This window comes from Thermus sp., assembly GCF_056332225.1.
Genome location: NZ_JBWGQW010000003.1, coordinates 12859 through 38168, shown reverse-complemented (window position 1 = coordinate 38168; position 25310 = coordinate 12859). Strand labels below are relative to the sequence as shown.

General features: G+C 69.4%; 21 protein-coding genes and 1 pseudogene. 12 read left to right on the top strand and 10 right to left on the bottom strand.

Annotation, left to right across the window (positions count from 1 at the left end; genetic code table 11):
• Positions 1-16 precede the first annotated feature (16 nt).
• Complete coding sequence (gene lepA / locus AC01Y6_RS01315; RefSeq protein WP_476669886.1) at positions 17-1849, top strand: translation elongation factor 4; 1833 nt, start codon at positions 17-19, stop codon at positions 1847-1849.
• Positions 1833-2816, top strand: coding sequence for a sensor histidine kinase (locus tag AC01Y6_RS01310; protein ID WP_476669885.1), 984 nt, complete (start codon positions 1833-1835; stop codon positions 2814-2816). The genes lepA and AC01Y6_RS01310 overlap by 17 nt, the downstream gene beginning before the upstream one ends.
• Before the next feature lie 9 nt (positions 2817-2825).
• Here the strand turns inward: AC01Y6_RS01310 and sdaAB are convergent, their stop codons facing one another.
• Complete coding sequence (gene sdaAB / locus AC01Y6_RS01305; protein ID WP_428715340.1) at positions 2826-3488, bottom strand: L-serine ammonia-lyase, iron-sulfur-dependent subunit beta; 663 nt, start codon at positions 3486-3488, stop codon at positions 2826-2828.
• Positions 3489-3505: 17 nt separating this feature from the next.
• Here sdaAB and AC01Y6_RS01300 point away from each other — a divergent pair, with 17 nt between their 5' ends.
• The 3 genes and pseudogenes from AC01Y6_RS01300 (at position 3506) to AC01Y6_RS01290 (ending at position 6352) form a co-directional block, all read left to right on the top strand.
• Positions 3506-5416 carry a hypothetical protein gene (locus AC01Y6_RS01300; RefSeq protein ID WP_476669883.1) on the top strand — a complete coding sequence of 637 codons (1911 nt, stop codon included), beginning with the start codon at positions 3506-3508 and terminating at the stop codon, positions 5414-5416.
• A 50-nt stretch (positions 5417-5466) separates the two neighbouring features.
• A pseudogene (locus tag AC01Y6_RS01295) lies at positions 5467-5674 on the top strand (dihydrodipicolinate synthase family protein); the annotation flags it as partial.
• A gap of 21 nt (positions 5675-5695) precedes the next feature.
• Positions 5696-6352 carry a hypothetical protein gene (locus AC01Y6_RS01290; protein ID WP_347241825.1) on the top strand — a complete coding sequence of 219 codons (657 nt, stop codon included), beginning with the start codon at positions 5696-5698 and terminating at the stop codon, positions 6350-6352.
• On the opposite strand, the gene cdd is transcribed toward AC01Y6_RS01290, so the two are convergent.
• Together cdd and AC01Y6_RS01280 are read right to left on the bottom strand one after the other, a co-directional pair.
• A complete protein-coding gene (cdd, locus tag AC01Y6_RS01285; RefSeq protein WP_347241824.1) occupies positions 6349-6717 on the bottom strand; it encodes a cytidine deaminase in 369 nt (122 codons plus the stop codon). The genes AC01Y6_RS01290 and cdd overlap by 4 nt on opposite strands.
• Positions 6704-8029, bottom strand: a complete 1326-nt coding sequence (locus tag AC01Y6_RS01280; RefSeq protein ID WP_347241823.1) for a hemolysin family protein — start codon at positions 8027-8029, stop codon at positions 6704-6706. The genes cdd and AC01Y6_RS01280 overlap by 14 nt, the downstream gene beginning before the upstream one ends.
• Before the next feature lie 77 nt (positions 8030-8106).
• Between AC01Y6_RS01280 and AC01Y6_RS01275 the strand changes: the two genes are divergently transcribed.
• From AC01Y6_RS01275 to acnA, 7 genes are all read left to right on the top strand, one after another.
• The gene (locus AC01Y6_RS01275) at positions 8107-8541 is read left to right on the top strand and encodes a MarR family winged helix-turn-helix transcriptional regulator (RefSeq protein ID WP_428715345.1); all 435 of its coding nucleotides are present in this window, start codon (positions 8107-8109) and stop codon (positions 8539-8541) included.
• A complete protein-coding gene (locus AC01Y6_RS01270; protein ID WP_476669881.1) occupies positions 8534-9793 on the top strand; it encodes a TolC family protein in 1260 nt (419 codons plus the stop codon). Before AC01Y6_RS01275 ends, AC01Y6_RS01270 begins: the two co-directional genes overlap by 8 nt.
• Entirely contained in the window at positions 9790-10755 is a 966-nt protein-coding gene (locus tag AC01Y6_RS01265) for a TolC family protein (protein ID WP_476669880.1), read from the top strand. The genes AC01Y6_RS01270 and AC01Y6_RS01265 overlap by 4 nt, the downstream gene beginning before the upstream one ends.
• 3 nt (positions 10756-10758) lie before the next feature.
• Complete coding sequence (locus AC01Y6_RS01260; protein ID WP_428715348.1) at positions 10759-11940, top strand: efflux RND transporter periplasmic adaptor subunit; 1182 nt, start codon at positions 10759-10761, stop codon at positions 11938-11940.
• Complete coding sequence (locus AC01Y6_RS01255; protein ID WP_476669879.1) at positions 11937-15242, top strand: efflux RND transporter permease subunit; 3306 nt, start codon at positions 11937-11939, stop codon at positions 15240-15242. The genes AC01Y6_RS01260 and AC01Y6_RS01255 overlap by 4 nt, the downstream gene beginning before the upstream one ends.
• Positions 15243-15245: 3 nt before the next feature.
• Positions 15246-15998, top strand: a complete 753-nt coding sequence (locus AC01Y6_RS01250; RefSeq protein WP_428719903.1) for an alpha/beta hydrolase — start codon at positions 15246-15248, stop codon at positions 15996-15998.
• 338 nt (positions 15999-16336) lie between these two features.
• The gene (gene acnA, locus AC01Y6_RS01245; protein ID WP_476669877.1) at positions 16337-19042 is read left to right on the top strand and encodes an aconitate hydratase AcnA; all 2706 of its coding nucleotides are present in this window, start codon (positions 16337-16339) and stop codon (positions 19040-19042) included.
• A gap of 200 nt (positions 19043-19242) precedes the next feature.
• Here the strand turns inward: acnA and atpD are convergent, their stop codons facing one another.
• Genes atpD through AC01Y6_RS01210 form a run of 7 tightly spaced genes read right to left on the bottom strand, consistent with a single transcriptional unit; the run spans position 19243 to position 25305 of the window.
• Positions 19243-19884 carry a V-type ATP synthase subunit D gene (atpD, locus tag AC01Y6_RS01240; RefSeq protein ID WP_476669876.1) on the bottom strand — a complete coding sequence of 214 codons (642 nt, stop codon included), beginning with the start codon at positions 19882-19884 and terminating at the stop codon, positions 19243-19245.
• A 10-nt stretch (positions 19885-19894) separates the two neighbouring features.
• Positions 19895-21331: a V-type ATP synthase subunit B gene (locus AC01Y6_RS01235; protein WP_428721500.1), complete on the bottom strand. Its 1437-nt coding sequence runs from the start codon at positions 21329-21331 to the stop codon at positions 19895-19897.
• 10 nt (positions 21332-21341) lie between these two features.
• Positions 21342-23078, bottom strand: coding sequence for a V-type ATP synthase subunit A (locus AC01Y6_RS01230; protein ID WP_347241813.1), 1737 nt, complete (start codon positions 23076-23078; stop codon positions 21342-21344).
• Positions 23079-23090: 12 nt separating this feature from the next.
• Entirely contained in the window at positions 23091-23405 is a 315-nt protein-coding gene (gene atpF / locus AC01Y6_RS01225; protein WP_428719913.1) for a V-type ATP synthase subunit F, read from the bottom strand.
• Between the two features lie 2 nt (positions 23406-23407).
• Positions 23408-24379 (bottom strand): V-type ATPase subunit, encoded by a 972-nt coding sequence (locus AC01Y6_RS01220; RefSeq protein ID WP_347241812.1) that lies wholly within the window; start codon positions 24377-24379, stop codon positions 23408-23410.
• A 3-nt stretch (positions 24380-24382) separates the two neighbouring features.
• Positions 24383-24949, bottom strand: coding sequence for a V-type ATP synthase subunit E (locus tag AC01Y6_RS01215; protein WP_428719907.1), 567 nt, complete (start codon positions 24947-24949; stop codon positions 24383-24385).
• Positions 24950-25005: 56 nt separating this feature from the next.
• Entirely contained in the window at positions 25006-25305 is a 300-nt protein-coding gene (locus AC01Y6_RS01210) for a F0F1 ATP synthase subunit C (RefSeq protein WP_347241810.1), read from the bottom strand.
• Between the last annotated feature and the right edge of the window lie 5 nt (positions 25306-25310).

Genomic DNA, 25310 nt, shown 5'->3' with positions numbered 1-25310 from the left:
CGAAGGAGCCCGGAGGATGGTAAGGATGGACCTAAGCCGCATCCGCAACTTCTCCATCATTGCCCATGTGGACCACGGCAAGTCCACCCTGGCCGACCGCATCCTGCAGATGACCCACGCGGTGAGCGAGCGGGAGATGCGGGAGCAGTTTCTGGACTCCTTAGAGCTTGAGCGGGAGCGGGGCATCACCATCAAGGCCAGCGCGGTGCGGGTGAACTACCGGGCCAAGGACGGGGAGGAGTACACCTTCCACCTCATTGACACCCCGGGGCACGTGGACTTCACCTACGAGGTCTCCCGGGCCCTGGCGGCGGTGGAGGGGGTGCTTCTCGTGGTGGACGCGAGCCAGGGGGTGGAGGCGGAGACCCTGGCCAAGTTCTACATGGCCTTAGAGCACGGGCACGCCATCATCCCGGTGATCAACAAGATAGACCTCCCCAACGCCCGCCCCCTGGAGGTGGCCCTGGAGCTGGAAGAGGTCTTGGGCCTCCCCGCCGACGAGGCCATCTTCGCCTCGGGGAAGACGGGGGAGGGGGTGGAGGAGATCCTCGAGGCCATCGTGAAGCGCATCCCGCCCCCCAAGGGGGACCCCGAGGCCCCCCTGAAGGCCCTCATCTTTGACTCCGTGTACGACGCCTACCAGGGGGTGATCCCCTACCTCCGCCTCTTTGAGGGCAGGGTGCGGCCCGGGGACCGGATCCGGGTCTACTCCACGGGCAAGGAGTTCACCGTGGACAAGGTGGGGGTCTTCACCCCCCAGGGCCTCGTGCCCACGGAAGCGCTTTCCGCCGGGGAGGTGGGCTGGCTCGTGGCCGCCATCCGGGACATCCACGACGTCCAGGTGGGGGACACCCTCACCCTGGCGGACCGCCCCACCCCCTCCCCCTACCCCGGCTTCCGCCCGGCCAAGCCCGTGGTCTTCGCCGGGCTTTACCCCGTGGACTCGGGGGACTACGGCAGGCTCCGGGACGCCCTGGAGAAGCTGAAGCTCAACGACGCCGCCCTCACCTTTGAGCCCGAGTCCTCCACCGCCTTGGGCTTCGGCTTCCGCTGTGGCTTCCTCGGCCTCCTCCACGCCGAGATCGTCCAGGAGAGGCTGGAAAGGGAGTTCGGCCTCTCCCTCATCGCCACCGCCCCGAGCGTGGTCTACCGGGTGCGGCTCAAAAGCGGGGAGGAGGTGGAGGTCCTAAACCCCGCCGACCTCCCCGACCCCACCAAGGTGGAGGAGATCCTGGAGCCCTACGTGAAGCTCACCGTCTTCACCCCCGAGGAGTACGTGGGGAGCATCATGCAACTCCTCCAGGAGAAGCGGGGCAGGCTCCTCAACATGACCTACCTCCCCGGGGCCCAGAGGCGGGTGGAGCTCGTCTACGAGGTCCCCTTCGCCGAGATCCTCTACGACTTCCACGACCGCCTAAAAAGCCTCTCCCGGGGCTACGCCTCCATGGACTACGAGCAGGCGGGCTACCGGCCCGGGGACCTGGTGAAGGTGAACGTCCTGGTGCACGGGGAGCCCGTGGACGCCCTCACCTTCATCGCCCACCGGGAGAAGGCCTACGCCATGGCCCGGACCATCGTGGACAAGCTGGCCGAGGTCATCCCCAGGCAGCTCTTTGAGGTGCCCATCCAGGCGGCCATCGGGGGGAAGATCATCGCCCGGGCCACGGTGAAGGCCCTGAGGAAGGACGTCCTCGCCAAGTGCTACGGCGGGGACGTGACCCGGAAGAAGAAGCTATTGGAGAAGCAGAAGGAGGGGAAGAAGCGGCTCAAGGCCATCGGCAAGGTGGAGGTGCCCCAGGAGGCCTTCCTGGCGGTGCTCTCGGCGGGTCGGGATGAGCCTAAGGGCTAGGCTCGCCCTGGTCATCGCCCTCCTCGCCTTCCTGCCCAACCTGGTCCTGGCCCTCCTCCTGGGCTTCCTGGGCGGGGGCCCGTGGCCCTCCCTCCTCCTCTGGCTCGCCCTTTTGGCCTCGGTCTCGGCCCTGGTGGGCTACCTCCTGGCCCAAAGCCTCCTCAGGCCCCTCGAGGAGCTTACCCGGGCCCTGGCCTACCTCTCCTTGCGGGAGGGGCCGGTGAGCGCCCTGAGGCTCCCCTCCCCCAAGGAGCCTCCCCCGCGCGAGGTGGCCGAGCTGAGGCGGCGCTTCGCCGAGCTTTTGGAGCGGATCGCCGAGCTCCAGGAGGCCAGGGAGGCCTTCTATGCCGCCTTGGCCCACGACCTCAAGACCCCGCTCCTTTCCGCCCTGCGCCTACTGGACTACCTGGAGAGGGCGGACGATCTGGGAAAGGAGCGGCGCATCGCCCTCCTCCGCGCCCTCAAGGAGGAGCTTTCCCGGGGCTACCGCCTCACGGAAAACCTCCTCGCCCTGGCCCGCCTCGAGGCCCGTCCCCCCCAGCGGGAGACCCTGAACCTGCGGGCCCTGGCGGAGGACCTCCTCCTGCGCTACCGGGAGGAGGCCGAAAGGCGGGGGCTCCGCCTGGAGGTGGAGGGGGCGGGGCTTGCCCGGGGGGAGAGGCTCCTCTTGGAAAGGGCGCTCGCCAACCTCTTGGAAAACGCCCTGCGCCACGCCAAAAGCCGGGTGCGGGTGCGGGTGGAGGAGGGCGCTTTGCAGGTGGAAGACGACGGCCCTGGCCTCCCCCTGCCCCTGGAAGCCTTAGCGCGGCCTTTCCGCCAGGGGGAAGGCCCTCGGGGAAGCTCCGGGCTTGGCCTCTACACCGCAAAAAGGGTGGCCGAGGCCCAGGGAGGACGGCTTACCTCGGGCCCAAGCCTCCTGGGCGGGGCCTCCTTGCGCCTGGAACTCCCCCCCGGCGCCTCCTTTTAAGCGCCCAGCTCAGCCCATGACCGGGGGGATCTGCCGCACCCAGAGGATGTAGGAGAGGTGCTCCAGGTAGCGGAGGGGCACCTCGGAGAGGGGGCGGTCCATCTCAATGCTCATCATGGCCTCCCCGCCCCGCTTCTTCCGGCTCACGGTGAGGTAGGCGATGTTCACCTCGTCGTCCGCCAGGATGCGGGCCACCCGGGCCACCACCCCCGGGGTGTCCACGTTCTTCACCACCAGGGTGGGGGCGCTTCCCGTGATGCGCACCTCAAAGCCGTCCAGGTCAAAGATCCGCACGAGCCCCCCGCCCAGGGAACTCCCGGTGACGGTGAGGCGCTCCTTCTCCCCCTCCAGCACCATGCGCACGGTGTTGGGGTGGACGTCCCCGAGCTCCACCTCCTTGAAGACCACCTCCACCCCCTCCCTTTCCGCCAGGGAGAGGCTCTCCTTGAGCCTCTCGTCGTCGGGCGTGAGGCCCAAGACCCCCGCGGCCAAGGCCAGGTGGGTGCCGTGCCCCTTCCCCGTCTTGGCGAAGGAGCCGTGGAGGCCGAACTCCACCCTTTTGGGCTTTTCCCCCAGGAGATGGCGGGCGAGGAGGGCGAGGCGGCAGGCCCCCGCCGTGTGGCTGGAGGAAGGCCCCACCATCACCGGACCGATCATGTCCAGAAGGCCCATACCGGTAGAATAACCCCATGCGCCGCTGGATCGCCTTGGCCTTCCTTTGGCTTCCCGCCCTGAGCCAGGCCCTCCTCCTGCCGGAGACCGCCCGGGTAGGGGAGGCCCTCTTCCTGGAGGGCAAGGGCCTGCCGCAGGGCCGCTTCCCCCTGGAGGTCCTGGGGCCCCAGGGAGCCGCCGCCCTGGAGGTAGAGCCCAGGGAAGGAGGCTTCCGCCTCCCCTTCACCCCCGAGGCCCCCGGGGAGTACCGGGTGCGCCTCTCCCTGCCCTCGGGGGTGCTGGAGGGGCGCTTCACCGCCCTGGCCCCGGCCCAGCCCAGGCTGGTGGAGGGGGGCTTGGAACTCCCCTGGGGGCGGCTTTCCCTTCCGGAAGGCCCTTGGCTCGGCCCCCTGGTGGAAGGGGACCGGGCCTTCGTGGCCCAGGGGCTTCTGGTGGTGGAAGCGAGCCTTAAGCAGGAGGAGGTCCGCTTCCACTTCGCCCCCAAGCGGGTGGTGGCCCTGCGCCCGGGGCCCGAGGCCCTCCTGGCGGGGGACTGGGTCCTGCCCATCCCCTTTCCCCCCTTGCCCTTCGCCGGGGGCGAAGAAGACCTTAGGTCCCTGAAACCCCTTCTGGAGGCCCTAAATCCCCCCAGGCCCTGGCCCTACTTCGCCTACTGGGCCCTTCCCCCCGAGGCCCTAAGCCCCGAGGACCTCCAGGCCTACGGGGAGGACCTAAGGAGCCGAGGGCACCGCCCCGAACTCTTCTTCGGCCAGGAAGGGGTGCGGCGCATGGCCCAAGCCGCCCGCGCCCTAAGCGCTAAGGACCCGGAAGGCTCCTGGCGGCTCACTGAAACCCTCCTCCGCTACACCCCGCTTTTCCCGAACTCCCTGGCCTTTTTCCTGGAAATGGCCGAGGCCCTCGAGGCCCAGGGCCAACCCGAAAGGGCCCTGAGGCTTCGGGAGGCCGTCAAGTACCTCCGGGCCTGGATGCCCCCGGACCTCTCCTTTTTGCCCCAGGGGCTCTACGCCCTGGGCCTGGCCTACCTGGCCCTCCTCCTCTACCTCTTCCTCTACTACCTCCCGGCCCAGCTCCAGGACCTCAGGGCGCTGGGGGGCTTCCTCGGGGGGTACCTCCGCCACCCCCTCCTGCGCCTCCGCCACCTGAGCCTGGCCTACGCCAGCTTAGGGGAAAGGGTCCTGGCCCTCGTCCTCCTCCTCCTTCTGGGAGGAGCGGGGGTCCTTTACGGCCTGGACCAAGGGGCCCGCACCGCCCTCGCCCTTCCCCCCCTGGACCGGGGTACCTTGCGCACCCTCGAGGCCCAGGCCTGGCTTCGGGAACAGCCTCCCCTGCCCGAGGTAAGGGCCCTTTTGGGCTACGCCCTCCTTCCGGAAAACCCCAAGGAGGCCAAGGGGCTTCTGGAAGGGGCGAACCTCCCCTTCGCCTTGGCCTTAGGGAAAACGGGCCTCGTCCAGGCCTACGAGAAGGCCCCCTTTGACGGCCCCATCCGCTCCTCCCTGGGCCTAGGGGAGGACCCCTGGGGCGGGCGGGAGCCGGGGCCAAGCCTCCGCACCCTTTACGCCGCTCTGCTTCGGGTGGAGCTTTTCCGCCTGGGGGAAGACTTCCTCAAAGGGGTAGGTCGGCTTCCCCTTCCCCTGCCGGAAAGGGCCCGGACCTGGGCGGCCCTGGGCTTTTTCCTGCTCCTCCTCTACCACCTCCTGGCCTTCCTCCTGCCCCGGCGCAGGAAGGAGCCCCCTCCGACCTGGGCCCTCTTCGTGCGCCTCTTCGTGCCGGGGAGCCTGGGCTTTTCCGGAGGGCTTGGCCTCCTCCTTCTCCTCCTCGCCGCCTTCGGCCTCCTAAGGCTCCTCCAGGGCCAGGGCCCAGGGCTCCTCCTCCTGGCCTACGCCCTCCACCTCCTTTTCCTGGTAGGCTCTTGGAGGAGGCTTCCATGATCCTTCCTCCCATCCCGACCCCCTTTGACCGGGAGGGCCGCCTGGACGCGGAAGCCTTCCGCGCCTTGGCCGAAGCCCAGGTCCTGCAGCGGAGGCTTTTTCCCTTGGGGGACCTCCTGGCCAAAGGGGGCGTGCCCCTCCTCAAGCAGGCCCTTAGGCACCTGGGCCTGCCCGCGGGCCACCCCAGGCCCCCTTGCCCCTTGGTGGCCCGAGTTCCTTCCCCTCCTCGAGGACCTACGGGCCGAGGGGTGGATGTAATATTGATAGGGAGGTAAAAGTATGAGAAAAGCGCTCCTGCTCGCCGTTTTGGCCCTGGCCGCCTGCGCTCCGAGGCCCCTCGCCCCCGAGGCCCGCTTCCTGGGGGCGAACCTCCGGGGCCTGGAGCTTTCCCCGGAGCCCGCCCTCCTCCTGGAAGTGCGGGTGGGCTTCAAGAACCCCAACCCCTTCCCCCTCCCCCTTTCCGCTTTCGGGACCCGCCTGCGCCTCGGGGAGGTGGTGGTGCCCCTGGACCGCACCCTTCCCCCGGGGGAGGAGGAGGTGGCCCTCCCGGTAAGGCTCACCCCAGGGGCGGCCCTGGCCACCGCCCGGGCCCTCCTCTCCCGGGAGGGCGCGGAGGTGGCCCTGGAGGGGGAGACCCTGGGCCAAAGGCTCACCTTTTTCCGGACCCGCCTCGCCTTCCCCTTGGAGCCCCCTAGGGTGCGCCGGGCCGGGGTCAACCTCTTCCTGGAAAACCCGAACCCTCTTCCCCTCCGGGCCGAGGGCGCCCTGGTCCTTCTGGGCCAGCGCCTCCTGGTGCAGGCGGACCTCCCGGCGAGGGGGGAGGGGAGGGTCCAGGTGGTGGGCCTGAGGCCCGGGCTTGAGCGAGGAAGCGGACGGCTGGAGCTCCGCCTCGAGGTCCCGGGCTTCTTCACGGAAACCCTGGTCCTGGAGCTCTAAAGGCGGAAGGCCAGGGGGAGGAGGGCCCCCAAGGTGGTGCGCACCTCCTCCTCAGGCCCGTGGAGGACCACCTCCACCTCGGGCCCGCCGAACTCCATGAGGACCTGGCGGCACCCCCCGCAAGGGGGGATGGGCCCCTTGGGGCTATAAATATGCACCCGCTCCAGGCGGCGCTTCCCCGCAAGAACCATGGCCGCCACGGCGTTCCTCTCGGCGCACTGGGAAAGGGGGAAGGAGGCGTTTTCCACGTTCACCCCCAGGAAAAACTCCCCTTCCGCCTCCACCAGGGCCACCACGGGAAAGCCCGAGTAGGGGGCGTAGGCCCGCCCCACGTGGGCCTCCAGGATCTCTTTAATCTTCCTCATGCTCCACCAGCCGCTCCACCCGCACCCGGTCTATGCGCCTCTGGTCGGCGCTCTCCACCACGAAGCGGAAGCCCTGCCACTCCACGCTCTCCCCCACCCCGGGGATGCGCCCGAACTGCTCGTAGAGGAAGCCGGAGAGGGTGTCGTACTCCCCCTCGGGAAGCTCCACCCCCAAGGCCTCGGAGACCTCGTCTATGGGCGTCTGGGCCTGGATGGAAAGGGTCCCGTCGGGGAGGCGCTTGATGGGGGCGTCCTCGGGCTCGTCGGTCTCATCGTAGATCTCCCCCACGATCTCCTCCATGACGTCCTCCAGGGTCACGAGGCCCGCCGTGCCCCCGAACTCGTCCACCACGATAGCCAGGTGCACCTTGCGGCGCCTGAGCTCCTTGAGGAGGGTCCAGGCGTCCATGTTCTCGGGGACGAAATAGGGGGGGTGGGCGATGGAGGCCACGGTGCGCCGCTTCAGGTCCTCCTCGCAGTAGTAGGTGAGGAGGTCCTGGGCGTAGGCCACCCCCACGATGTGGTCCACGCTTTCCCGGTAGACGGGCACCCGGCTGTAGCGGTGCTCGCGGAAGAGGTGGAGGAAGTCCTCCAGGGTGGCCTCGGCCTCTATGGCCACCATCTCCACCCGGGGGGTCATGATCTCCCGCACCGGGGTCTCCTCCAGCTCCAGGATGGAGTGGATCATCTCCTCCTCCTGGGCCTCAATGGTGCCCGCCTCCTCCGCCCCCGCCAGGATGAGCTTGAGCTCCTCCTCCGAGACCAGGGAAGCGTCCCGGGGCTCGAGGCCCAAGAGGCGAAGGAGGGTCCCCGAAATGAAGCTAAAGAAGCGGCCCACGGGGTAGAGGAGGATAGAGAGGAAGTAGATGGGCCAGACCGCCAGCCGGGCCACGGCCACCGCGTGGTGCACCGCCAAGGACTTGGGGGTGATCTCGCCGAAGAAGAGGATGAGGAAGGTCATGACCCCCGTGGCCACCCCCACCCCCGCCGAGCCGAAGGCTTCCGTGGCGAGCTCCGTCACCAAGGCGGTGGCGGCGATGTTCACCAGGTTGTTGCCCACCAGGATGGTGGTGAGGAAGCGGGTGATGTCCTGGGCCAGGAGGCGGAAGGGCCCGCCTTTAGCCTCGGCCAGCTCCTTGAGCTTCCAGGGGTAAAGGGCGGTGAAGGCGGTCTCGCTGGCGGAGAAGGCGGCGGAAAGGAAGAGAAGGCCGGCCAGAGAGAGGATTTCCAGGGGGCTTGGCGCTTGGGACTGGGCCAGGGCTAGGGAGCCGAAGGGCAGGAGGAAGAGCCACCGACTGGGAGGTCTGTCCATATCACCTTTCGCCATTGTACACGAAAGGGTGGCCCAGCCCCCGTTTTTCCCTTTAGGCTTGTGTATAGTTGAAGGGTATGAACGGACCGCCCGCCCCCCTGGTGCAAGAGCTTTCCCAGCTGGGCTACGCCCTCATGCGCCTCCTCCTGGCCCAGGCCAAGGAGGCCTTCGCCCAAGAGGGCCTCTCCCTCCTGCAGGCCGAGGTCCTGCGCCTGGTCAAGGAAGGGGTGAGCGCCCCTTCCCGCCTGGCGGAGCACCTGGAGGTCCAGCCCTCCCAGGTCTCCCACCTCCTGGCCTCCCTGGAGGAGGGGGGCCTCCTGAAGCGGGAGCTTGACCCCTTGGACCGCAGGCGACTCCACCTCCGCCTCACCCAGAGGGGCCTGGAGGTGGCGGAGAGGCTCCAGGCCGCCTGGCTTTCCCTCTTCGGCCAGCGCCTCGCCCGGCTCGAGGCCCATGAGCTCCTCCTCTTCCGCGACCTCCTGCGGAAGCTCACGGGGGGGGAGGATGCGTAAGGCCCTCCTCCCCTTCCTCCTGGCCCCCGCCCTGGCCCAAGGGGCCCTGGCCCCCCTCCAGGACCACCCCCTGGCCCGGCAAGGGGCGGCCTACCTGGAGGCGGCCAGGAAGGCCCTGGAGGCCCAGGAAAGCCCCTTGGCCCTCCAGGTCCAGGGGAGCTACGCCCGCCTAGGGTACGAGTGCGCGCCGGAGGCCCTCTGCGGAAGCCTTCCCGCCGCCACGGGAAGCCTCACCCTGGCCCTCTCCCTCACCCCCTTCCCCTTCGGGGAGGTGGCCGACGGGCGGGAACGGGCCCGGATCGCCCTGAGGCGGGCCGAGCTGGGCTACCGCCGCACCCTCTCCGCCCTCCAGGCCCAGGCGGTGGCCGCCTGGGGCCGCTACCAGCAGGCCCTCCTGGGGGAGAGGGTTGCCCGGAAGGCCTTGGAGCTTGCCCAAAAGGCCCTGGAGGCGGCCAGGAAGCGCCAGGCGAGCCCCAAGGAGCTCCGGGAAGCGGAGCTCAACCTGAAGGAGGCGGAAAACCGCCTGGAGGAGGCCAGGCGGGGGGTGGACCTGGCAAGGAGGGCGGCGGAGGGCCTCGTGGACCTCGGGAAGCCTCTCCCGGAGATCCCCCCGCCCAGGGGAGGGGCCTACCTGGCGGTGGAGGAGGCCAAGCTCGCGGTCCTGGAGGCGGAAATCTCCTACCAGAGCGCCCTGAGGAACCTCCTGCCCCAGGCGCAGGCGAGCTACCTCCTCTACCCCTCGGGAAACGATACCCTGGCCCTAAGCCTGGGAAGCCGCACCCTCCAGCCCACCCTCTCCTACACCCGCGCTGACCCCGCCCGCCCCCCCACCCAGGTACCGGGGGGGAGCTACCGCGCCAAGGAGGAGCTCCGGCTCACCCTCTCCCTCACCCTCTCCCCCGGGCTCCTCTCGGGCCTCGAGGCCGCCCAGGCCCAGCTGAAGGGGGCGGAGGCGGCCCTGAAGGCGGCGGAGGAGCAGGCCAGGCTCCAGGAGGCAAGCCTGAAGAGCGCCCTCCAGAGCGCCGAGGCGGCCCTGGCCCTGGCTTACCTCCGGAGGGGTTCCCAGGAAAGGGCCCTGGAGGAGGTCCAAAAGCGCCTGGAACTCGGCCTGGAAAGCCCCCTCGCCCTCCTGCAGGCGGAGCTCGGCCTCTTGCAGGCGGAGCTCGCCCTCCTGCAGGCCCAAAGCGACCTCTTGAGCAAACGGATGGAGCTTTACCAGCTTTACGGCGAACTTTTGGAGGTGAACCCGTGAAGAAAGCCCTTCTTGCCCTTTTCCTGCTCTTTCCCGCCCTGGCCCAGCCCCTTCCCGAGGCCCTGAAGAAGGCCCAGGAGGCGGCGGGCGTCACCCTGGCCCGCATGGAGGTGGAGGCCAAGGCCAAGGACCTGGCCCGCCTCCTCCAGGACCCCCTCCTCACCCCCCTCTCCGAGCTCCAGGCCCGGCAGGCCCTGGCCCTGGCCGAGGCCAAGTACCGAAGGGCCCTGGCCCAGGCGGAAAGCGACCTGGTGGCGGCCTACACCCAGGCCCTGGAGGCCGGGATCCAGGCGCGCCTGGCGGCGAAGGCCCTGGAGGTGGCGGAGCTTTCCCTAAAGGCCGCTGAGGTGCGGGCCAAGGGGGGCGGGGCCACCTCCTTGGACCTCCTGGAGGCGAGCAACCGGGTGCTGGAGGCCAGGAAGAACCTGGACCTGGCCCAAAAGGGCCTGGAGAGCGCCAGGGCCGCCCTGGAAAACCTGGTGGGCCCCTGGAAGCCTGAGCCCGTGGCCGAGCTTCCCCCCCTGCCGGAAAAGGGGGTGGTGGAGGACCTCCTGCGGGCCCACGCCGACCTGCTCCAGCTCCGGCAGTCCCTGGAGCTCCTCCGCTTCCAGCGGGGCCTCCTGGACGAGGGCTTCGCCCCCAGGAAGGACATAGAGGCCCTGGAGGACCAGATCAAGGCGGTGGGGACCAACCTGGAAAACCTGGAGCGCTCCCTCCGGGTAGGCCTCGAGGCCCGCTACGCCCAGCTTTCCCCCCTCCTCCAGGGGGTGAAGGCCGCCGAGGAGGCCTACCGGGCGGCCAAGGAGCGGTACGCCGCCGAGGAGAAGCGCTTCCGGGCGGGCCTTGCGAGCCGCTTAAGCCTCCTCCAGGCGGAGCTTTCCCTCCTCCAGGCGGAGCTTTCCCAGGAGCAGGCCAAGCACGCCTACCTGAAGGCCCACTACGGCCTTCTGGCCTCGAGGTGAACCATGAGGCCTCTTCTCTTGCTCCTTCCCCTCCTCCTCTTCGCCTGCGGCCCGAGGAAGGCCGAAGCCCCCGGCCCCGCCCAGGAAGGCCCTCCCCGGGCCCAGGTCCGGGTGGTGGAGGCGAGGCGCGGGGCGCTGGAACGGGAGGCCCGGGCTTCCGCCTCCCTGCAGGCGGAAAAGGACAGCCTGGTGGCCGCGGGAGCCGCCGGGCGGGTGGTGCGCGCCCTGCCCCCGGGAAGCCGGGTCAGGGCGGGGGAGGGGGTGGTCTTTCTGGACCCCGCCCCCTTCCAGGAAGCCCTGGCCCAGGCCCGCCTCGCCCTGGCCCAGGCCGAGGCCAACCTGGAGCGGGCCAGGAGCCAGCTTTCGGGAAGCCGGGCCGCCCTTCTCGCCCAGCTAAAGGCCGCGGAGGCCCAGCTCCAGGCGGCCAAGCGCCGCTACGAGGAGGGAAGGGCCCTCTTGGAGGTGGGGGCTTTGGCCCCCCTGGACCTGAAGGCCCTCGAGGCCCAGTACCAGCAGGCCCAAAGCGCCTACGCCAACGCCAAGGAGGCCCTGGCCCGCCTGGACCGGGCCGAGGACGTGCGGCTCTTGGAGCTCCAGGTGGAGGCCGCCCGCCTCCAGGTGCGCCAGGCGGAGCGGAACCTCAGGGAGAGCGTGGTGCGGGCCCCCTTCGCCGGGGAGGTGGTGGAGGTCTACGCCAAGGAGGGGGAGTTCCTAGGAACGGGTAGCCGGGCCTTCCGCCTGGCCACCACGGAAAACCTCCTGGCCAAGGTCTACCTGCCCCCCGAGAAGGCCTCGGCCCTCTCCCCCGAAACCCCCTTCCTCCTGCGGCAAGACGGCAAGGAGGTGGCGGCCCGCCTCCTCCGCAAGACCGACCTGCCGGGGCAGACCCGGCTGGTGGAGGTGGTGCTGAAGCCCCAAGCCCCCCTCACCCCGGGCCCGGCGGAGGTGCGCTACCGGGAACGCCTCGCCGAGGGCGTTCTCCTCCCCGCGGGGGCCCTAAGGGCCGAGGAGGGCAAAGCCTTCGTCTACCGGGTGGAGGAGGGGAAGGCCCGGCGGCAGGAGGTGCGGCTCCTCGCCCAGGAGGGGGACCGGGTGGCGGTGGAGGGCCTTCCCGAAGGGGCCCTGGTGGTCCATCCCCTACCCGAGGGGCTTAGGGAGGGGGACCCGGTGGAGGTGGTGCGGTGAGGGAAAACCCCCTGGTGGCCTTCTTCGTGGAGCGCTTCGTCTTCGCCACCGCCATCTTCGTGGGGCTGGTGCTGGTGGGGCTTCTCCTCGGCCTCGGGCTTGGGGTGGAGCTTCTGCCCCGGTTCAGCGTGCCCGTGGTGGCGGTCTCCACCAGCTACCCCGGGGCGGGCCCGGAGGAGGTGGCGGAGCAGGTCTCCAAGCCCCTGGAAGACGCCCTCTCCACCCTAAGCGGCCTGGACACCCTGGGCTCAAGCTCCACCGAGGGCTTCAGCCTGGTCTTCCTCCAGTTCCGGCAGGGGGTAAACGTGGACCAGGCGGCGGTGGAGGTGAGCCAGAAGGTGGCGGCGGCCCGGGGCGCCCTCCCCAAGGACGCCTCGGCCCCGGTGGTGCAGAAGTTTGACCCCTCGGCGAGCCCCATCCTCTACCTGGCCCTCGAGGCCCCCGGGGAGGACCTCTCCCGGGTCCTGCGCTACGCCGAGCGCACCTTAAAGCCCAGGCTCCAGCTGGTGCCGGGGGTGGCGGACATCCGCCTCACCGGGGCCCCGAGGCGGGTCCTCAAGGTCTACCTGGACCCGGACCGCCTCCAGGCCCTGGGGGTGGCAGGGGGGCAGGTGGTCCAGGCCATAGGCGCCTCGGCCCTGAACCTCCCCTTGGGCGCCCTCACCGAGGGGGAGAAGCGGCTGGTCTACACCCTGCGCTCCACCCCAGCTCGGGCGGAGGAGGTGGCGGGCCTCCTCCTGGACGCCTCCCGGGGCCTCCGGGTGGGGGACGTGGCCCGGGTGGTGGAGGAAAGCGAGGCCCCCACCACCCTGAACCGGGTGAACGGCCGCCCCGCCGTGCTCCTCGCCGTGGTCAAGACCCCCGATTCCAACGCCGTGGCCGTGGCCCAAGGGGTGAAGCGGGCCCTGGAGGCCATCCCCTTGCCCCCCGGGTACCGGGCCGAGGTGGCCCTGGACTCCACCCGGTTCATCCGGGCGGCGGTTTTGGACACGGTGCGGGAGGCCTTTTTGGCGGCCCTCGCCGTCTCCTTGGTGGTCCTCGTCTTCCTCGGCAAGCTCAACTCCGTTTTCTCCGTCATCCTCGCTATCCCCATCACCCTTTCCGGGGCCATCCTCCTCTTCGGGCTCCTCGGCTTCACCTACAACCTCATCAGCCTCCTCGCCCTCACCGTGGCGGTGGGCATCGTGGTGGACGACTCCATCGTGGTGGCGGAGAACATAGACCGCTACCGCAGGATGGGCCTAGGCCCCAAGGAGGCGGTGCTCAAGGGAGCGAGCGAGGTGAGCGTGGCCGTGGCCGCGGCCACGCTAAGCCTCCTTGCGGTGTTCCTCCCCATAAGCTTCCTCCCCGGGCTCATCGGCCAGATCTTCCAGCAGTTTGGCCTCGGCATGGCGGCGGCCATCGCGGTGAGCTGGCTCGAGGCCCTCCTCTTCCTCACGGTGCGCCTGGCCTACTTCCCCGACCCCGAACCCCCCGCCCTCAAGGAGGCCCTCAAGGGGGCCCTCCTCCTCCCCCAGGACCTCGCCTGGGCCTACCGCCGGGGCTTCCGCGCCCCCCTTGGGCTCCTCCTCGGCCTCGCCCTGGCCTTCCTCCTCTCCCGCCAAGGCCCCCTCCACCTTCTCCTCCTCGTCCTCTACCCCGCCCTCCTGGGCCTCGGGCGCTACCTGGGCCGCCTCCTCCTGGCCCTCCTCGGGGCCCTCGCCCGCTTCCTCCACCAGGGGGCGGAAGGGGCCTTGGGGCGCCTCACCGAGGCCTACGCCCAGGCCCTGCAAGGGGCCCTCCATCGTCCCCGGCTGGTCCTCGGGCTTGCCCTCTTGGCCTTCCTCTCCCTCTTCCCCATCCTGCCCCGCATCCCCTTCAACTTCACCCCCCGCTCGGACACCGGGGTCCTCACCGCCACCCTCCTCCTGCCCAAGGACACCCCCCTTTCCGTCTCCGACCGGGCGGCAAGGGCCCTGGAAGCCTACTTCCTGGCCCACCCCGCCGTGGCCCGGGTGGTGACCATCGTGGGGGCGAGCGCCACGGGCGGGGCCCAGGTGGGGGACCCCTCCCGGGTCCAGCTCCAGATCGTCCTCAAGCCCAAGGGGGAGCGGGAGGACATCTTCGCCCTCACCGAGGCCTTCAACCGGGAGGGCAGGGAGGCCCTCAAGGACTTCCCGGGGGCGGACCTCCGGGTCCTGGCCCAGACCGGCCCCGAGGCCGGGGACGCCGACCTCCAGTTCTTCCTGGTGAGCCCAGACCGCGCCCTCTTGGAAAGGCGGGCGAGGGAGATCGTGGAGGAGATCGCCAAGAAGCCCTACGTGCTCTCGGTGAAGAGCACCCTCGAGGCCACCCAGCGGGAAAGGGTCTTCGTGCCGGACCCGGCCCGGCTCTCCGGCACCGGCCTCACCCCCCAGGACCTGGCCCAGGCCCTGAGGCTCTACCTCTCGGGGGTCCAGGCGGCCACGGCGAGGAGGAGCGGGGAGGAGCTCCCCGTGGTGGTCCAGGCCGACCCCCTGCGCCTAGGGAGCGAGGCCGACCTCCTTGCCCTTCCCGTCTACGCCCCCGCCCTCCAAGCCTTCCTGCCCCTCGGGAGCCTGGGGGGCTTCGCCGAGAGGCCCGGCCCCACCCTCATCTCCCGCCGCAACCAGGCCTACGCCGCCGGGATCAACGTCAACCTGCGCCCCGAGGCCCCGGGAAGCCTCCAGATCCAGCGGGAGCTGGAGCGGGAGCTTCGGGAAAAGGGCCTTCTGGGGGATGGGGTGGAACTTCTGGCCACGGGCCTTGGGAGCTTCACCGGGGAGCTCGCCCGCCTCGCCCCCCTGGCCTTCCTCCTGGCCCTGGTCCTCAACTACCTAGTCATCGCCAGCCAGTTCAACGCCTGGCGCTACCCCCTCTACCTCCTCCTCCCCGTGCCCTTGGCCCTGGTGGGGGCCTTCTGGCTCACCTACCTCCTGGGGACGGGCCTGGACGTGATCAGCGTGCTCGGGGTGGTGATGCTCATCGGCCTGGTCACCAAAAACGCCATCCTCCTCCTGGACTTCGCCGTGCGCCGGATGGAGGAGATGCCCCTAAAGGCGGCCCTGGTGGAGGCGGCGAGGCTCAGGCTCAGGCCCATCCTCATGACCACCCTCACCGTCCTCATCATCAGCCTTCCCCTCCTCCTGGGCACCGGGGAAGGGGCGGAGTACCGGAGGCCCCTCGGGGTCATCATCCTGGGCGGGCTCCTCTCCTCCACCCTCCTCACCCTATTCGTGGTTCCCGCCGCCTTCTACGCCTTTGAGGGGCGACGGGCCAGGGCCAAGGAAGCCCTCTTGAGGTGAGGCATGGCGGCCAAGCGCCTCCTTCTCTTCCTCTTCCTCCTGGCCCTGGCCCTGGGGGGAGCCCTGGTGGGGGCCACCTTCTACCTCTTCCGGCCCTACCCGGCGGAGGCCTGGGTCCAAGGCTACCTAAGCCGGGCGGGCCTGGTCCCGAAGGAAGCCCCCTACGGCCTGGAGCTCTTCCCCAAAGCCCCCAAGGCCCTTCTCGCCTTCTACCCCGGGGCGCGGGTGGACCCCCTGGCCTACGCCCCCGTCCTCGCCCCCCTGGTGGAGGCGGGGTACGGGGTGGTCCTCCTCAAGGTGCCCCAGGGCATCGCCCTCCTCGCGAAGGAGCGGGCCCTCGAGGCGGGGCGGGCCCACCCTGGCCTCCCCCTGGCGGTGGGCGGGCACAGCCTGGGCGGGGTGGTGGCGGCGGGAGTGGCGGCCCAAGAAAAGCTTCCCCTCGTCCTCTTCGCCGCCTACCCCGAGGAGGACCTCTCCGAGGAGGCCTTCCCCACCCTCGCCCTCTTCGGCACGGAAGACGGCCTCCTTCCCCCGGAGGAGGCCCGAAAGAAGGCCAAAAGGCTTCCCAAGAAGGCCCGGGTGGTCTTCGTGGAGGGCTTAAACCACGCGGGCTTCGGGGCCTACGGGGCCCAAAGGGGGGATAGGCCCCTCAAACGCCCCCGGGAGGCCTTGTGGGAGGAGGTGAGGGCGGAGGTCCTCCTCTTCCTCGAGGGCCTGGGGTGGGACACGCCCCCCTCCCCCAAGGCGCTACGCTAAGTGCCCGCACCTTGGCTTTGCAACACGGGATGCTCAAGCTTAGGCCGTGGGAAAGCTCTTTTGGGGCCCCCGCCGCGGCAAAAACCGCGGTGGGGTACTTAGGGGCATGGACCGGACCCACGAGCGCGTCCTATAGGCCATGGCGGAGAACCTGGGGGAGGGCCATCCCCCTCCTCGCGGAGAAGGCGCCGGGCCCGGGAGCGCGGGCGGAGCTGAACCTACGGAAGTGCTATAGTGAGGAAAGCCGGGGCGGGCGCCCCCCCTCGGGCTGGAATCTTCCCCCAAAAGAAGCGAGTGGCACGCCCTCTTTCCCGAACGGGGGAAGGGAAAGGAGCACCATGAAGGACAGCTTCCAAACCCTAAAAACCCTTAAAACCCCAAGCGGCACCTACGGCTACCACGACCTCCTGGAGCTGGAGCGGAAGGGCGTGGCGGAGGTTTCCCGCCTCCCCTTCTCCATCCGGGTGATGCTGGAAAGCCTCCTCCGCAACGAGGACGGCTACCAGGTCACCCGGGAGGACATAGAGGCCCTGGCCCGCTGGCAACCCGAGCCCGGGGAGATCAACGTGCCCCTGAAGCTCGCCCGGGTCATCCTCCAGGACTTCACCGGGGTCCCGGCGGTGGTGGACCTCGCCGCCATGCGGGACGCCGTGGCCAAGCGGGGCGGGGACCCGAAGCGCATCAACCCCGTGGTGCCCGCCGACCTGGTCATTGACCACTCGGTGCAGGTGGACGCCTTCGGCACGGCCTACGCCTTCTTCTACAACGTGGAGAAGGAATACGAGAGGAACAAGGAGCGCTACCTCCTCCTCAAGTGGGGCCAGCAGGCCCTGGAGAACTTCCGGGTGGTGCCCCCGGGCACGGGCATCGTCCACCAGGTGAACCTGGAGTACCTGGCCAAGGTGGTGATGACCGAAAAGCGGGACGGGCTCACCCTGGCCTTCCCGGATAGCCTGGTGGGCACCGACAGCCACACCACCATGGTGAACGGCCTGGGGGTTTTGGGCTGGGGCGTGGGGGGCATTGAGGCCGAGGCGGTGATGCTGGGCCAGCCCTACTACATGCTCGCCCCTAAGGTGGTGGGCTTCAAGCTCTTCGGCGAGCTTCCCGAGGGGGCCACGGCCACGGACCTTGTCCTCACCATCACCGAGATCCTGCGCAAGCACGGGGTGGTGGGCAAGTTCGTGGAGTTCTACGGCCCCGGGGTGGCCAAGCTCTCCCTGGCCGACCGGGCCACCATCGCCAACATGGCCCCCGAGTACGGGGCCACCATGGGCTTCTTCCCCGTGGACGAGGAGACCCTGAACTACCTCCGCCAGACGGGCCGCCCCGAGGAACTCGTGGAGCTGGTGGAGGCCTACACCAAGGCGGTGGGCCTCTTCCGCACCCCGGAGGCCGAGGAGAAGGTCCGGTACTCCGAGCACCTGGAGCTGGACCTAAGCGCGGTGGAGCCCTCCCTCGCCGGCCCCAAGCGCCCCCAGGACCGGGTGCCCCTTAAGGAGGTCAAGAAGAGCTTCCTCCTCCACCTCACCAAGCCGGTGAAGGAACGGGGCTTCGGGCTTTCCGAGGACCAGCTCCAGAAGAAGGTCCTGGTAAAGCGGCAGGACGAGGAGTTTGAGCTCACCCACGGCTCCGTGGTCATCGCCGCCATCACCAGCTGCACCAACACCTCCAACCCCTCGGTGATGCTCGGGGCGGGGCTTCTCGCCAAGAAGGCCGTGGAGGCGGGCCTGGACACCAAGCCCTGGGTCAAGACCTCCCTCGCCCCCGGCTCCAAGGTGGTGACGGACTACCTGGAGATGAGCGGGCTCATGCCTTTCCTCGAGGCCCTCCGCTTCCACCTGGTGGGCTACGGGTGCACCACCTGCATCGGGAACTCCGGGCCGCTTCCTGAGGACATCGCCAAGGCGGTGGAGGAGGGGAACCTGGTGGTGGCCGCCGTCCTCTCCGGGAACCGGAACTTTGAGGGCCGCATCAACCCCCACGTGAAGGCCAACTACCTGGCGAGCCCCATGCTGGTGGTGGCCTACGCCCTGGCGGGGCGCATGGACATTGACTTCACCACGGAGCCCCTGGGCCATGACCCCAACGGCAAGCCCGTCTACCTCAAGGACATCTGGCCCTCCATGGCGGAGATCCAGGAGGCCATCCGGAAGACCCTGGACCCCGAGCTCTTCAAGAAGGAGTACAGCAAGGTCTTTGAGGGGGACGAGCGCTGGCAGGCCCTCCCCGCCCCCACCGGGGAGCTCTACCACTGGGACCCCGAGAGCACCTACATCCAGAACCCCCCCTTCTTTGAGGACCTGGGCGAGCGGAAGGTGGAGGACATCCGGGGGGCCAGGGTCCTCCTGGTGCTCGGCGACTCGGTGACCACGGACCACATCTCCCCCGCGGGGGCCATCCCCGTGAAGAGCCCCGCCGGGCAGTACCTCTTAAGCAAGGGGGTGAAGCCCGAGGACTTCAACTCCTACGGCTCCCGGCGCGGCAACCACGAGGTGATGATGCGGGGCACCTTCGCCAACATCCGCATCAAGAACCTCATGCTGGACGGGATTGAGGGGGGATACGCCAAGAAGCTCCCCGAGGGGGACGTGGACTTCGTCTACAACGTCGCCATGCGCTACAAGGCCGAGGGCACGCCCCTCCTGGTCATCGCCGGGAAGGAGTACGGCACCGGCTCTAGCCGCGACTGGGCCGCCAAGGGCACCTACCTCCTCGGGGTGAGGGCGGTGCTGGCGGAAAGCTACGAGCGCATCCACCGCTCCAACCTGGTGGGGATGGGGGTCCTGCCCCTGGAGTTCCTGCCGGGAGAGAACCGGGAGACCCTGGGCCTCACGGGGTACGAGGTCTACGACATCCTGGGCCTCGAGGACCTCAAGCCCAGGAAGCTCGTGGACATCGTGGCGAGGCGGGAGGACGGGAGCGAGGTCCGCTTCCAGGCCATCGCCCGCCTGGACACCCCGGTGGAGGTGGACTACTACAAAAACGGGGGCATCCTCCAGACCGTCCTCCTCCGGATCCTAAAGGAGGCCAAGGCCGGCTAACGCACCCCGCCGCGGCTTTTGCCGCGGTGGGGGCCCCACCCGAAAAAGCTCGGGCATTCCACGTTGTAAAGCCAAGGTGCGGGCACCCATACTCGGCCCAAAGGGGCGCATGGCCCTGGTTTAGGCCGAGGGTTCGCGGAAGAGGCGAGCCCCAAGAACCACCCCCCGGGCAGGGCCCAGGGGGTCCTTACGGCCTGGGCCTAGGGGGAGGGGGTCCCCTCTTCCGCCTCCCGGGCCTCGATCTTCCCCTTGATGCGCTTCAAGCGGAAGGTGTCCTCCCTCTCCCGCTGCTCCAGGACCTGCTGGATGAAGCGGATCTGGCCCCGGATCCCGGGGATCACCACCTGTTCCAGGGCGTTCACCCGCCGCGTGGTCTTCTTGATCTCCTCCCCGATCTTCTTCAGGCGGGTCTCGGTGTTGGCCACCCGGACCAGGGCCTCGGCGTAGCGGCGGAAGGCCCGGCTGGCCTCGAGGGTGTAGGCCGGGGTGCCCACCGGGGAAAGGAGGACCCCCTCGGGGAAGGTGGCCTTGAGCCTCGGCACCTTGCTTCCCCAGACGTTCTCCACCTCCGCCTCCACCCCCTCCAGGAGGGGCACGCCCAAAGCCGCCCCGGCCACGCTCTCTGGGCCGTCAAAGGCCTGGGCCAGGAGGAGGGCGGTGTAGGCCTCCTTGGCCGCCTGGTTCAGGGCCTTCCTCGCCTCCATGGCCTCCCGCACCAGGCCGAAGAACTCGGCCACCAGGGCGTCCCGCTTCTTCTTGAGGAGGTCCACCCCCTTCTGCGCCAGGCGGAGCTGCCCCCGCCTTTGCAGAAGGTTCATCCGGGTGGGGCTCACCTGGCTCATCTGCCCTCCTTTAGTCCAAGGCCTGGGGCGCGCCCCAGATCTCCTCCAGCTTCTGGCCGTAGTACTTGCCGATGTGGTCCTTGGAGATCCGCTTGAGCTCGCCCTGAGGGAGCATGGAGAGGAGGGCCCAGGCGATCTGCAGGCTCTCCTCAATGGAGCGGTTCTGCTGGCCCTGGTTGATGAAGAACCGCTCAAAGGCATCGGCGAACTGCAGGTAGCGGCGGTCGTTCTCCGTGAGGGCGTCCTCGCCGATGATGGCCACCAGCTTCCTGATGTCCACCCCGTTGGCGTAGGCGGAGTAGAGCTGGTCGGAGACCTGCTTGTGGTCCTCCCGGGTCTTGCCCTTGCCCACGCCGTTGTTCATGAGCCGGGAGAGGGAGGGCAGGGGGTCAATGGGCGGGTAGATGCCCTTGCGGTGGAGCTCCCGGGAGAGCTGGATCTGCCCCTCGGTGATGTAGCCCGTGAGGTCGGGGATGGGGTGGGTGCGGTCGTCGTCGGGCATGGAGAGGATGGGGATCTGGGTCACGCTTCCCTTCTTCCCCTGCACCACCCCGGCCCGCTCGTAGATGGTGGCCAGGTCGGTGTACATGTAGCCGGGGTAGCCGCGGCGCCCGGGGATCTCCTCACGGCTGGCGCCGATCTCCCGCAAGGCCTCGCAGTAGTTGGTCATGTCCGTGAGGATGACCAGCACGTGGTAGTCGTGCTCAAAGGCCAGGTACTCGGCCACGGTGAGGGCCATGCGGGGGGTGAGGATGCGCTCAATGGTGGGGTCGTCGGCCTTGTTGAGGAAGAGGACGGAGCGGCTCAGGGCCCCCGTGCGCTCAAACTCCTGGATGAAGTAGGAGAGCTCCCGCTGGGTGATGCCCATGGCGGCGAAGACCACGGCGAAGGGCTCCTCCTTCTCCCCCTCCCCGGAGAGGTCGGGGCGCACCGTGGCCTGGCGGGCGATCTGGGCGGCGATCTCGTTGGCGGGAAGGCCCGAGCCGGAGAAGATGGGGAGCTTCTGCCCCCGCACCAGGGTGTTCATCACGTCAATGGTGGAGATGCCCGTCTGGATGAACTCCTCGGGCTTCCTGCGGGCCACGGGGTTCAGGGGCAGGCCCACGATGGGAAGCCGCTTCTCCGGGGTGATGGGGGGCAGGCCGTCAATGGGCTTGCCGATCCCGTTGAAACGGCGGCCCAGCATCTCCTTGGAGACCCCAAGCCGGGCCACGTCCTCCACCAGGCTCACGCTGGTGGTGGCGAGGTCCAGGCCCGTGGTCTCCTCAAAGACCTGGATCACCGCGTACTCCTCGGAGACCTCGATCACCTGCCCGCCCCGCACCCGGCCCGTGCCGTCCTTGATGTCCACGATGGCCCCGTAGGCCAGGTCCTTGGCGTTCTCCACGAAGAGCAGGGGCCCCGAGATGTAGGTGACGCCGGTGTACTCCTTCTTCAAGAGGTCCATGCTTCCCTCCTTAGGCCAGGGCCTTGAAGGCCCCCTGGATCTCCTTCATGGCCTCCTCGAGGTAGGCGGGGAACTCCTCCTCGCTCACGTAGCGGGCCCGGCCGATGCGCTCCACCACGGGAAGCTGGAGGATCTCGTCCATGGAAACCCCCCGCTTGATGGCCGCCTCCGCCTCCTTGTAGAAGGAGAGGATCATTTTCATGATGCCGTAGGCCTTCCTCATGGAGCAGTAGGCGTCCACCTCGTGGTAGGCGTTCTGCTGGAGGAAGTCCTCCCGGATGATGCGGCCCACCTCAATCACCAGGCGCTCCGCGTCCTGGAGGGCGTCCGGCCCCACGAGCTGGACGATCTCCTGAAGGCCCGCCTCCCGCTGGAGAAGCTCGGAGATGGCGTCGCGGAGCTCGGGGTAGTCCTCGGCTACGTTTTCCCGGTACCAGGGGTCCAGGGCCGGGGTGAAGAGGCTGTAGGAGCCGTTCCAGTTGATGGCGGGGAAGTGGCGGCGGAAGGCCAAGGAGGCGTCAAGCCGCCAGAAGGCGCCCACGATGCGCAGGGTGGACTGGGTCACGGGCTCGGACATGTCGCCGCCCGGCGGGGAGACGGCCCCCACGATGGTCACCGCCCCCTCCTCGCCCCCCAGGGTGATGACCTTGCCCGAGCGCTCGTAGAAGGCGGCGAGCCGGGCGGCGAGGTAGGGCGGATACCCCTCCTCCGCGGGCATCTCCTCGAGGCGGCTGGAGATCTCGCGCAGGGCCTCCGCCCAGCGGCTCGTGGAGTCGGCCATGAGGGCCACGGAGAAGCCCTGGTCGCGGAAGTACTCGGCGATGGTCACGCCCACGTAGATGCTGGCCTCGCGGGCGGCCACGGGCATGTTGGAGGTGTTGGCGATGAGCACCGTGCGGTGCATGAGGGGCCCTCCGGTCTTCGGGTCGGTGAGCTCGGGGAACTCCACCAGCACGTCCGTCATCTCGTTCCCCCGCTCGCCGCAGCCCACGTAGACCACCACGTCGGCGTTGGACCACTTGGCCAGGGACTGCTGGGTCACGGTCTTGCCGCTCCCGAAGGGCCCGGGGATGGCGGCGGTGCCCCCCATGGCCACGGGGAAGAGGACGTCCAGGATGCGCATCCCCGTGAGGAAGGGGGTATTGGGGTCAAGCTTTCGCTGGACGGGCCGCGCGCGGCGGACGGGCCAGGTGTGGTACATCTTGAGCTCGGTGCCGTCCTCCAGGACCACCACCGGCTCCTCCACGGTGTACTCCCCGGCGGGCTTCACCTCCTTGACCCGGCCCCGCACGTCCGGGGGCACCAGGATCTTGTGGGTGAAGCCGAACTCGGGCACCGTGCCCAGGACCATGCCCCCCCGCACCTCGTCCCCGGGCTTCACCCTGGGCGTCCAGGCCCACTTCCTCTCCCGGTCCAGGGCGTGGACCACCACGCCCCGGGTGATGTAGATCCCGGTCTTCTCCTGGATGCGCTCTAAGGGGCGCTGGATGCCGTCGTAGATGCCGTTGAGCATCCCGGGGCCGAGCTCCACCGCCAGGGGAAGCCCCGTGGAGACCACGGGCTCCCCCACCTTGAGGCCCGAGGTGTCCTCGTAGACCTGGACGAAGGCCGTGTCCCCGTCCAGGCGGATGATCTCCCCTACCAGCCCCTCCTCGCCCACCTTGCAGAGGTCGTACATGCGGGCCCCCAGCATCCCCTTGGCGATCACCGCCGGGCCCGCGATCTTCTGGATTACCCCTTGGATCATCGTCCCTCCATTCTACAGCTTGATGTCAAAGCCGATGGTCCTCTTCACCAGCTCCCGCATGTAGCCTTCCACGTCGGGGTTCTGGAAGGCCTCCTTTAGCCCCGCTATGGGAAGGAGCACGGGGAGGTCCTTCCCCCGCATGAGCCTCTCCACCGCCCGCTCGGGCTCGGGAAGAAGGGCCTGGTCCACGGCCACCAGGGCGTAGCCCCCCTTCTCCACGAGCTCCTCCAGGCGGGCCCTGGCCTCTTCCGGGGTGCGGGCGGCGTGGGCCTCGAGGCCCGCGAGCCGGAAGCCCTGGGCCGCCTCGGGGTCGGCGATCACCGCGATCCTCATGGGCAGACCACCTCCTCCTCCACCTGGGCCCGGGGGAGGCCGTAGTAGGCCCGCCGGGCGAGGAGCCTGAGGCGCATGGCCTCCCACTCCCTTTCCTTAACGTAGGCCAGGACCAGCCCGGCCCCCAAAGGATCGGCGCTTCCCCGCCTGGCCTCCTTTAGGAGAAGGCACCTCAGGCGCCGCTCCAGCTCCGTGGCCTCCCGCACCCCGGAAAGCCCGGCGAGGGGGGTGCCGGAGAGCTCGTCCAAAACGGCGTAATCCCCTTCCAAAAGGCGGGCGAAGCCCACCCTGTCCAGGAAGCGCCCCCCCCGGATGAAGACCTGCTCGGGGGGTACCCCCGACCCCTGGAGCTTGAAGGCGGTGCGCAGGTTCTCGGCGTCCACCTCGAGGGCCAGGTAGTCCCGGAGGACGGGCTCCTCCAAGGCCTTGGCCCCCTTGACCACCCCCTCAAAGAAGCGCTTGGCGAGAAGCGCCTCCGCCCGGGCGAGGTCTTGGGTCTCCCGCAGCGCCTCCCGCAGCGCCCGGGCCAGGGGGTGGCCGGGAAGGGAGAGGACCTGGGCCACCCCGGCGGCGTCCTGGGCCTCGTAGGCCTGGCGCCAGAGCTCCTCCCGGAGGGTCCCGGGAAGGAGGGGCACCTCCTCAAAGGGGCGGCCCGTGGCCTTGGCGCGAAGGAGGGCCTGGAGGTTGTGCAGGTCCTGGCGTAGGAGAAGAAGCCGCACCGCCTCCCGGGCCTCCCCCGAGACGAGCCTCGGCAGGTCCGAAAGAAGCCTCTCCTGGGTGCGGGCGATGGCCCGGTCCACCTCGGATAGACCCCCCCCGGCGAGCTCCCCCCCGTAGACGCTCTCGGAGAGGAGGCGCAGGAAATCGGGGAAGGGGAGGTCCAGGGCCTCCTGGAAAAAGTTCTCCTTGAGGAGGCTGGCCCGCCGGGCCCGCACCCGGGCGTTGAGGTAGCCGAAGTCATCCGCCATGGCCTAGCCCCAAAGCACCTGGGCCACCTGGGAGGAAAGGGCGTCCCACGCCCGCTCCAGGCGGCTTTCCAGAGCGTTCTCCACCTGGGTCCTGCCCCCCTTGCCCAAAACCCGCACCCCCAGGCGCAAGCCCGGGTCGGCCTGAAGCCCGAGGCCCCGCTCCCGGGCCAAGGGCTCCAGGTGGGGCAGGTTCTCCGGGTGGGAGACCAGGGCCTCGGGCTCGGGGAGGGCGGAAAGGGCCTCCTCGGCAAGCTTCCTCAGGACCTCGGGCCACTCGGGCTTTTGGGGAAGGGCCCTCAGGGCCTCCTCTGCCTTGGCCTTCACCGCTTCCAGCACCTCCCCCTTAGCCTGGGTGCGGGCGGTGGCCAAGAGGAGCTCCCCGGCGCTTTCCGCCCGGCGCAAAGCGGCCTGGAACTGGGCCTCCAGGGCCCGCTTCCGCCCCTGCAAGAGGGCCTCCGCCTTGGCCTCCGCCTCCTTGCGCAGGCTTTCCGCCCTGGCCTTGGCCTCCTCCAGGAGGGAGCGGATCTCCGCCTCCACCTCCTGGCTCAGAATGGCTTCCAGTTTGGACATCTCGCCTCCCTTAGAAAAGGGCCAAGCCCCTCGAGGGGCCTGGCCCCGAGGACCGCTTAGAGCTTGCCGTTCAGGATGAAGGCGATGAGAAGGCCGAAAATCACCAGGGTCTCGGGCAGGAGGAGGAAGATGAGGGCGGTACCGAAGTTACCCCGGTCCTCGGCGATGGCCCCCACGCCCGCCGCGCCGATGCGGGCCTGGGCCACGCCCGTGCCCAGGGCGGCTAAGCCCACCGCCAGGCCCATGCCCACGGCGATGAGGCCCCGGTCCAGGCCGCCGGAGGCCGCCGCCCCCTCCGCCGCGAAAGCCAACGCGCCGAACACCGCCACCAAAAGGAGAACCAAAAGCTTCTTCATCTCTT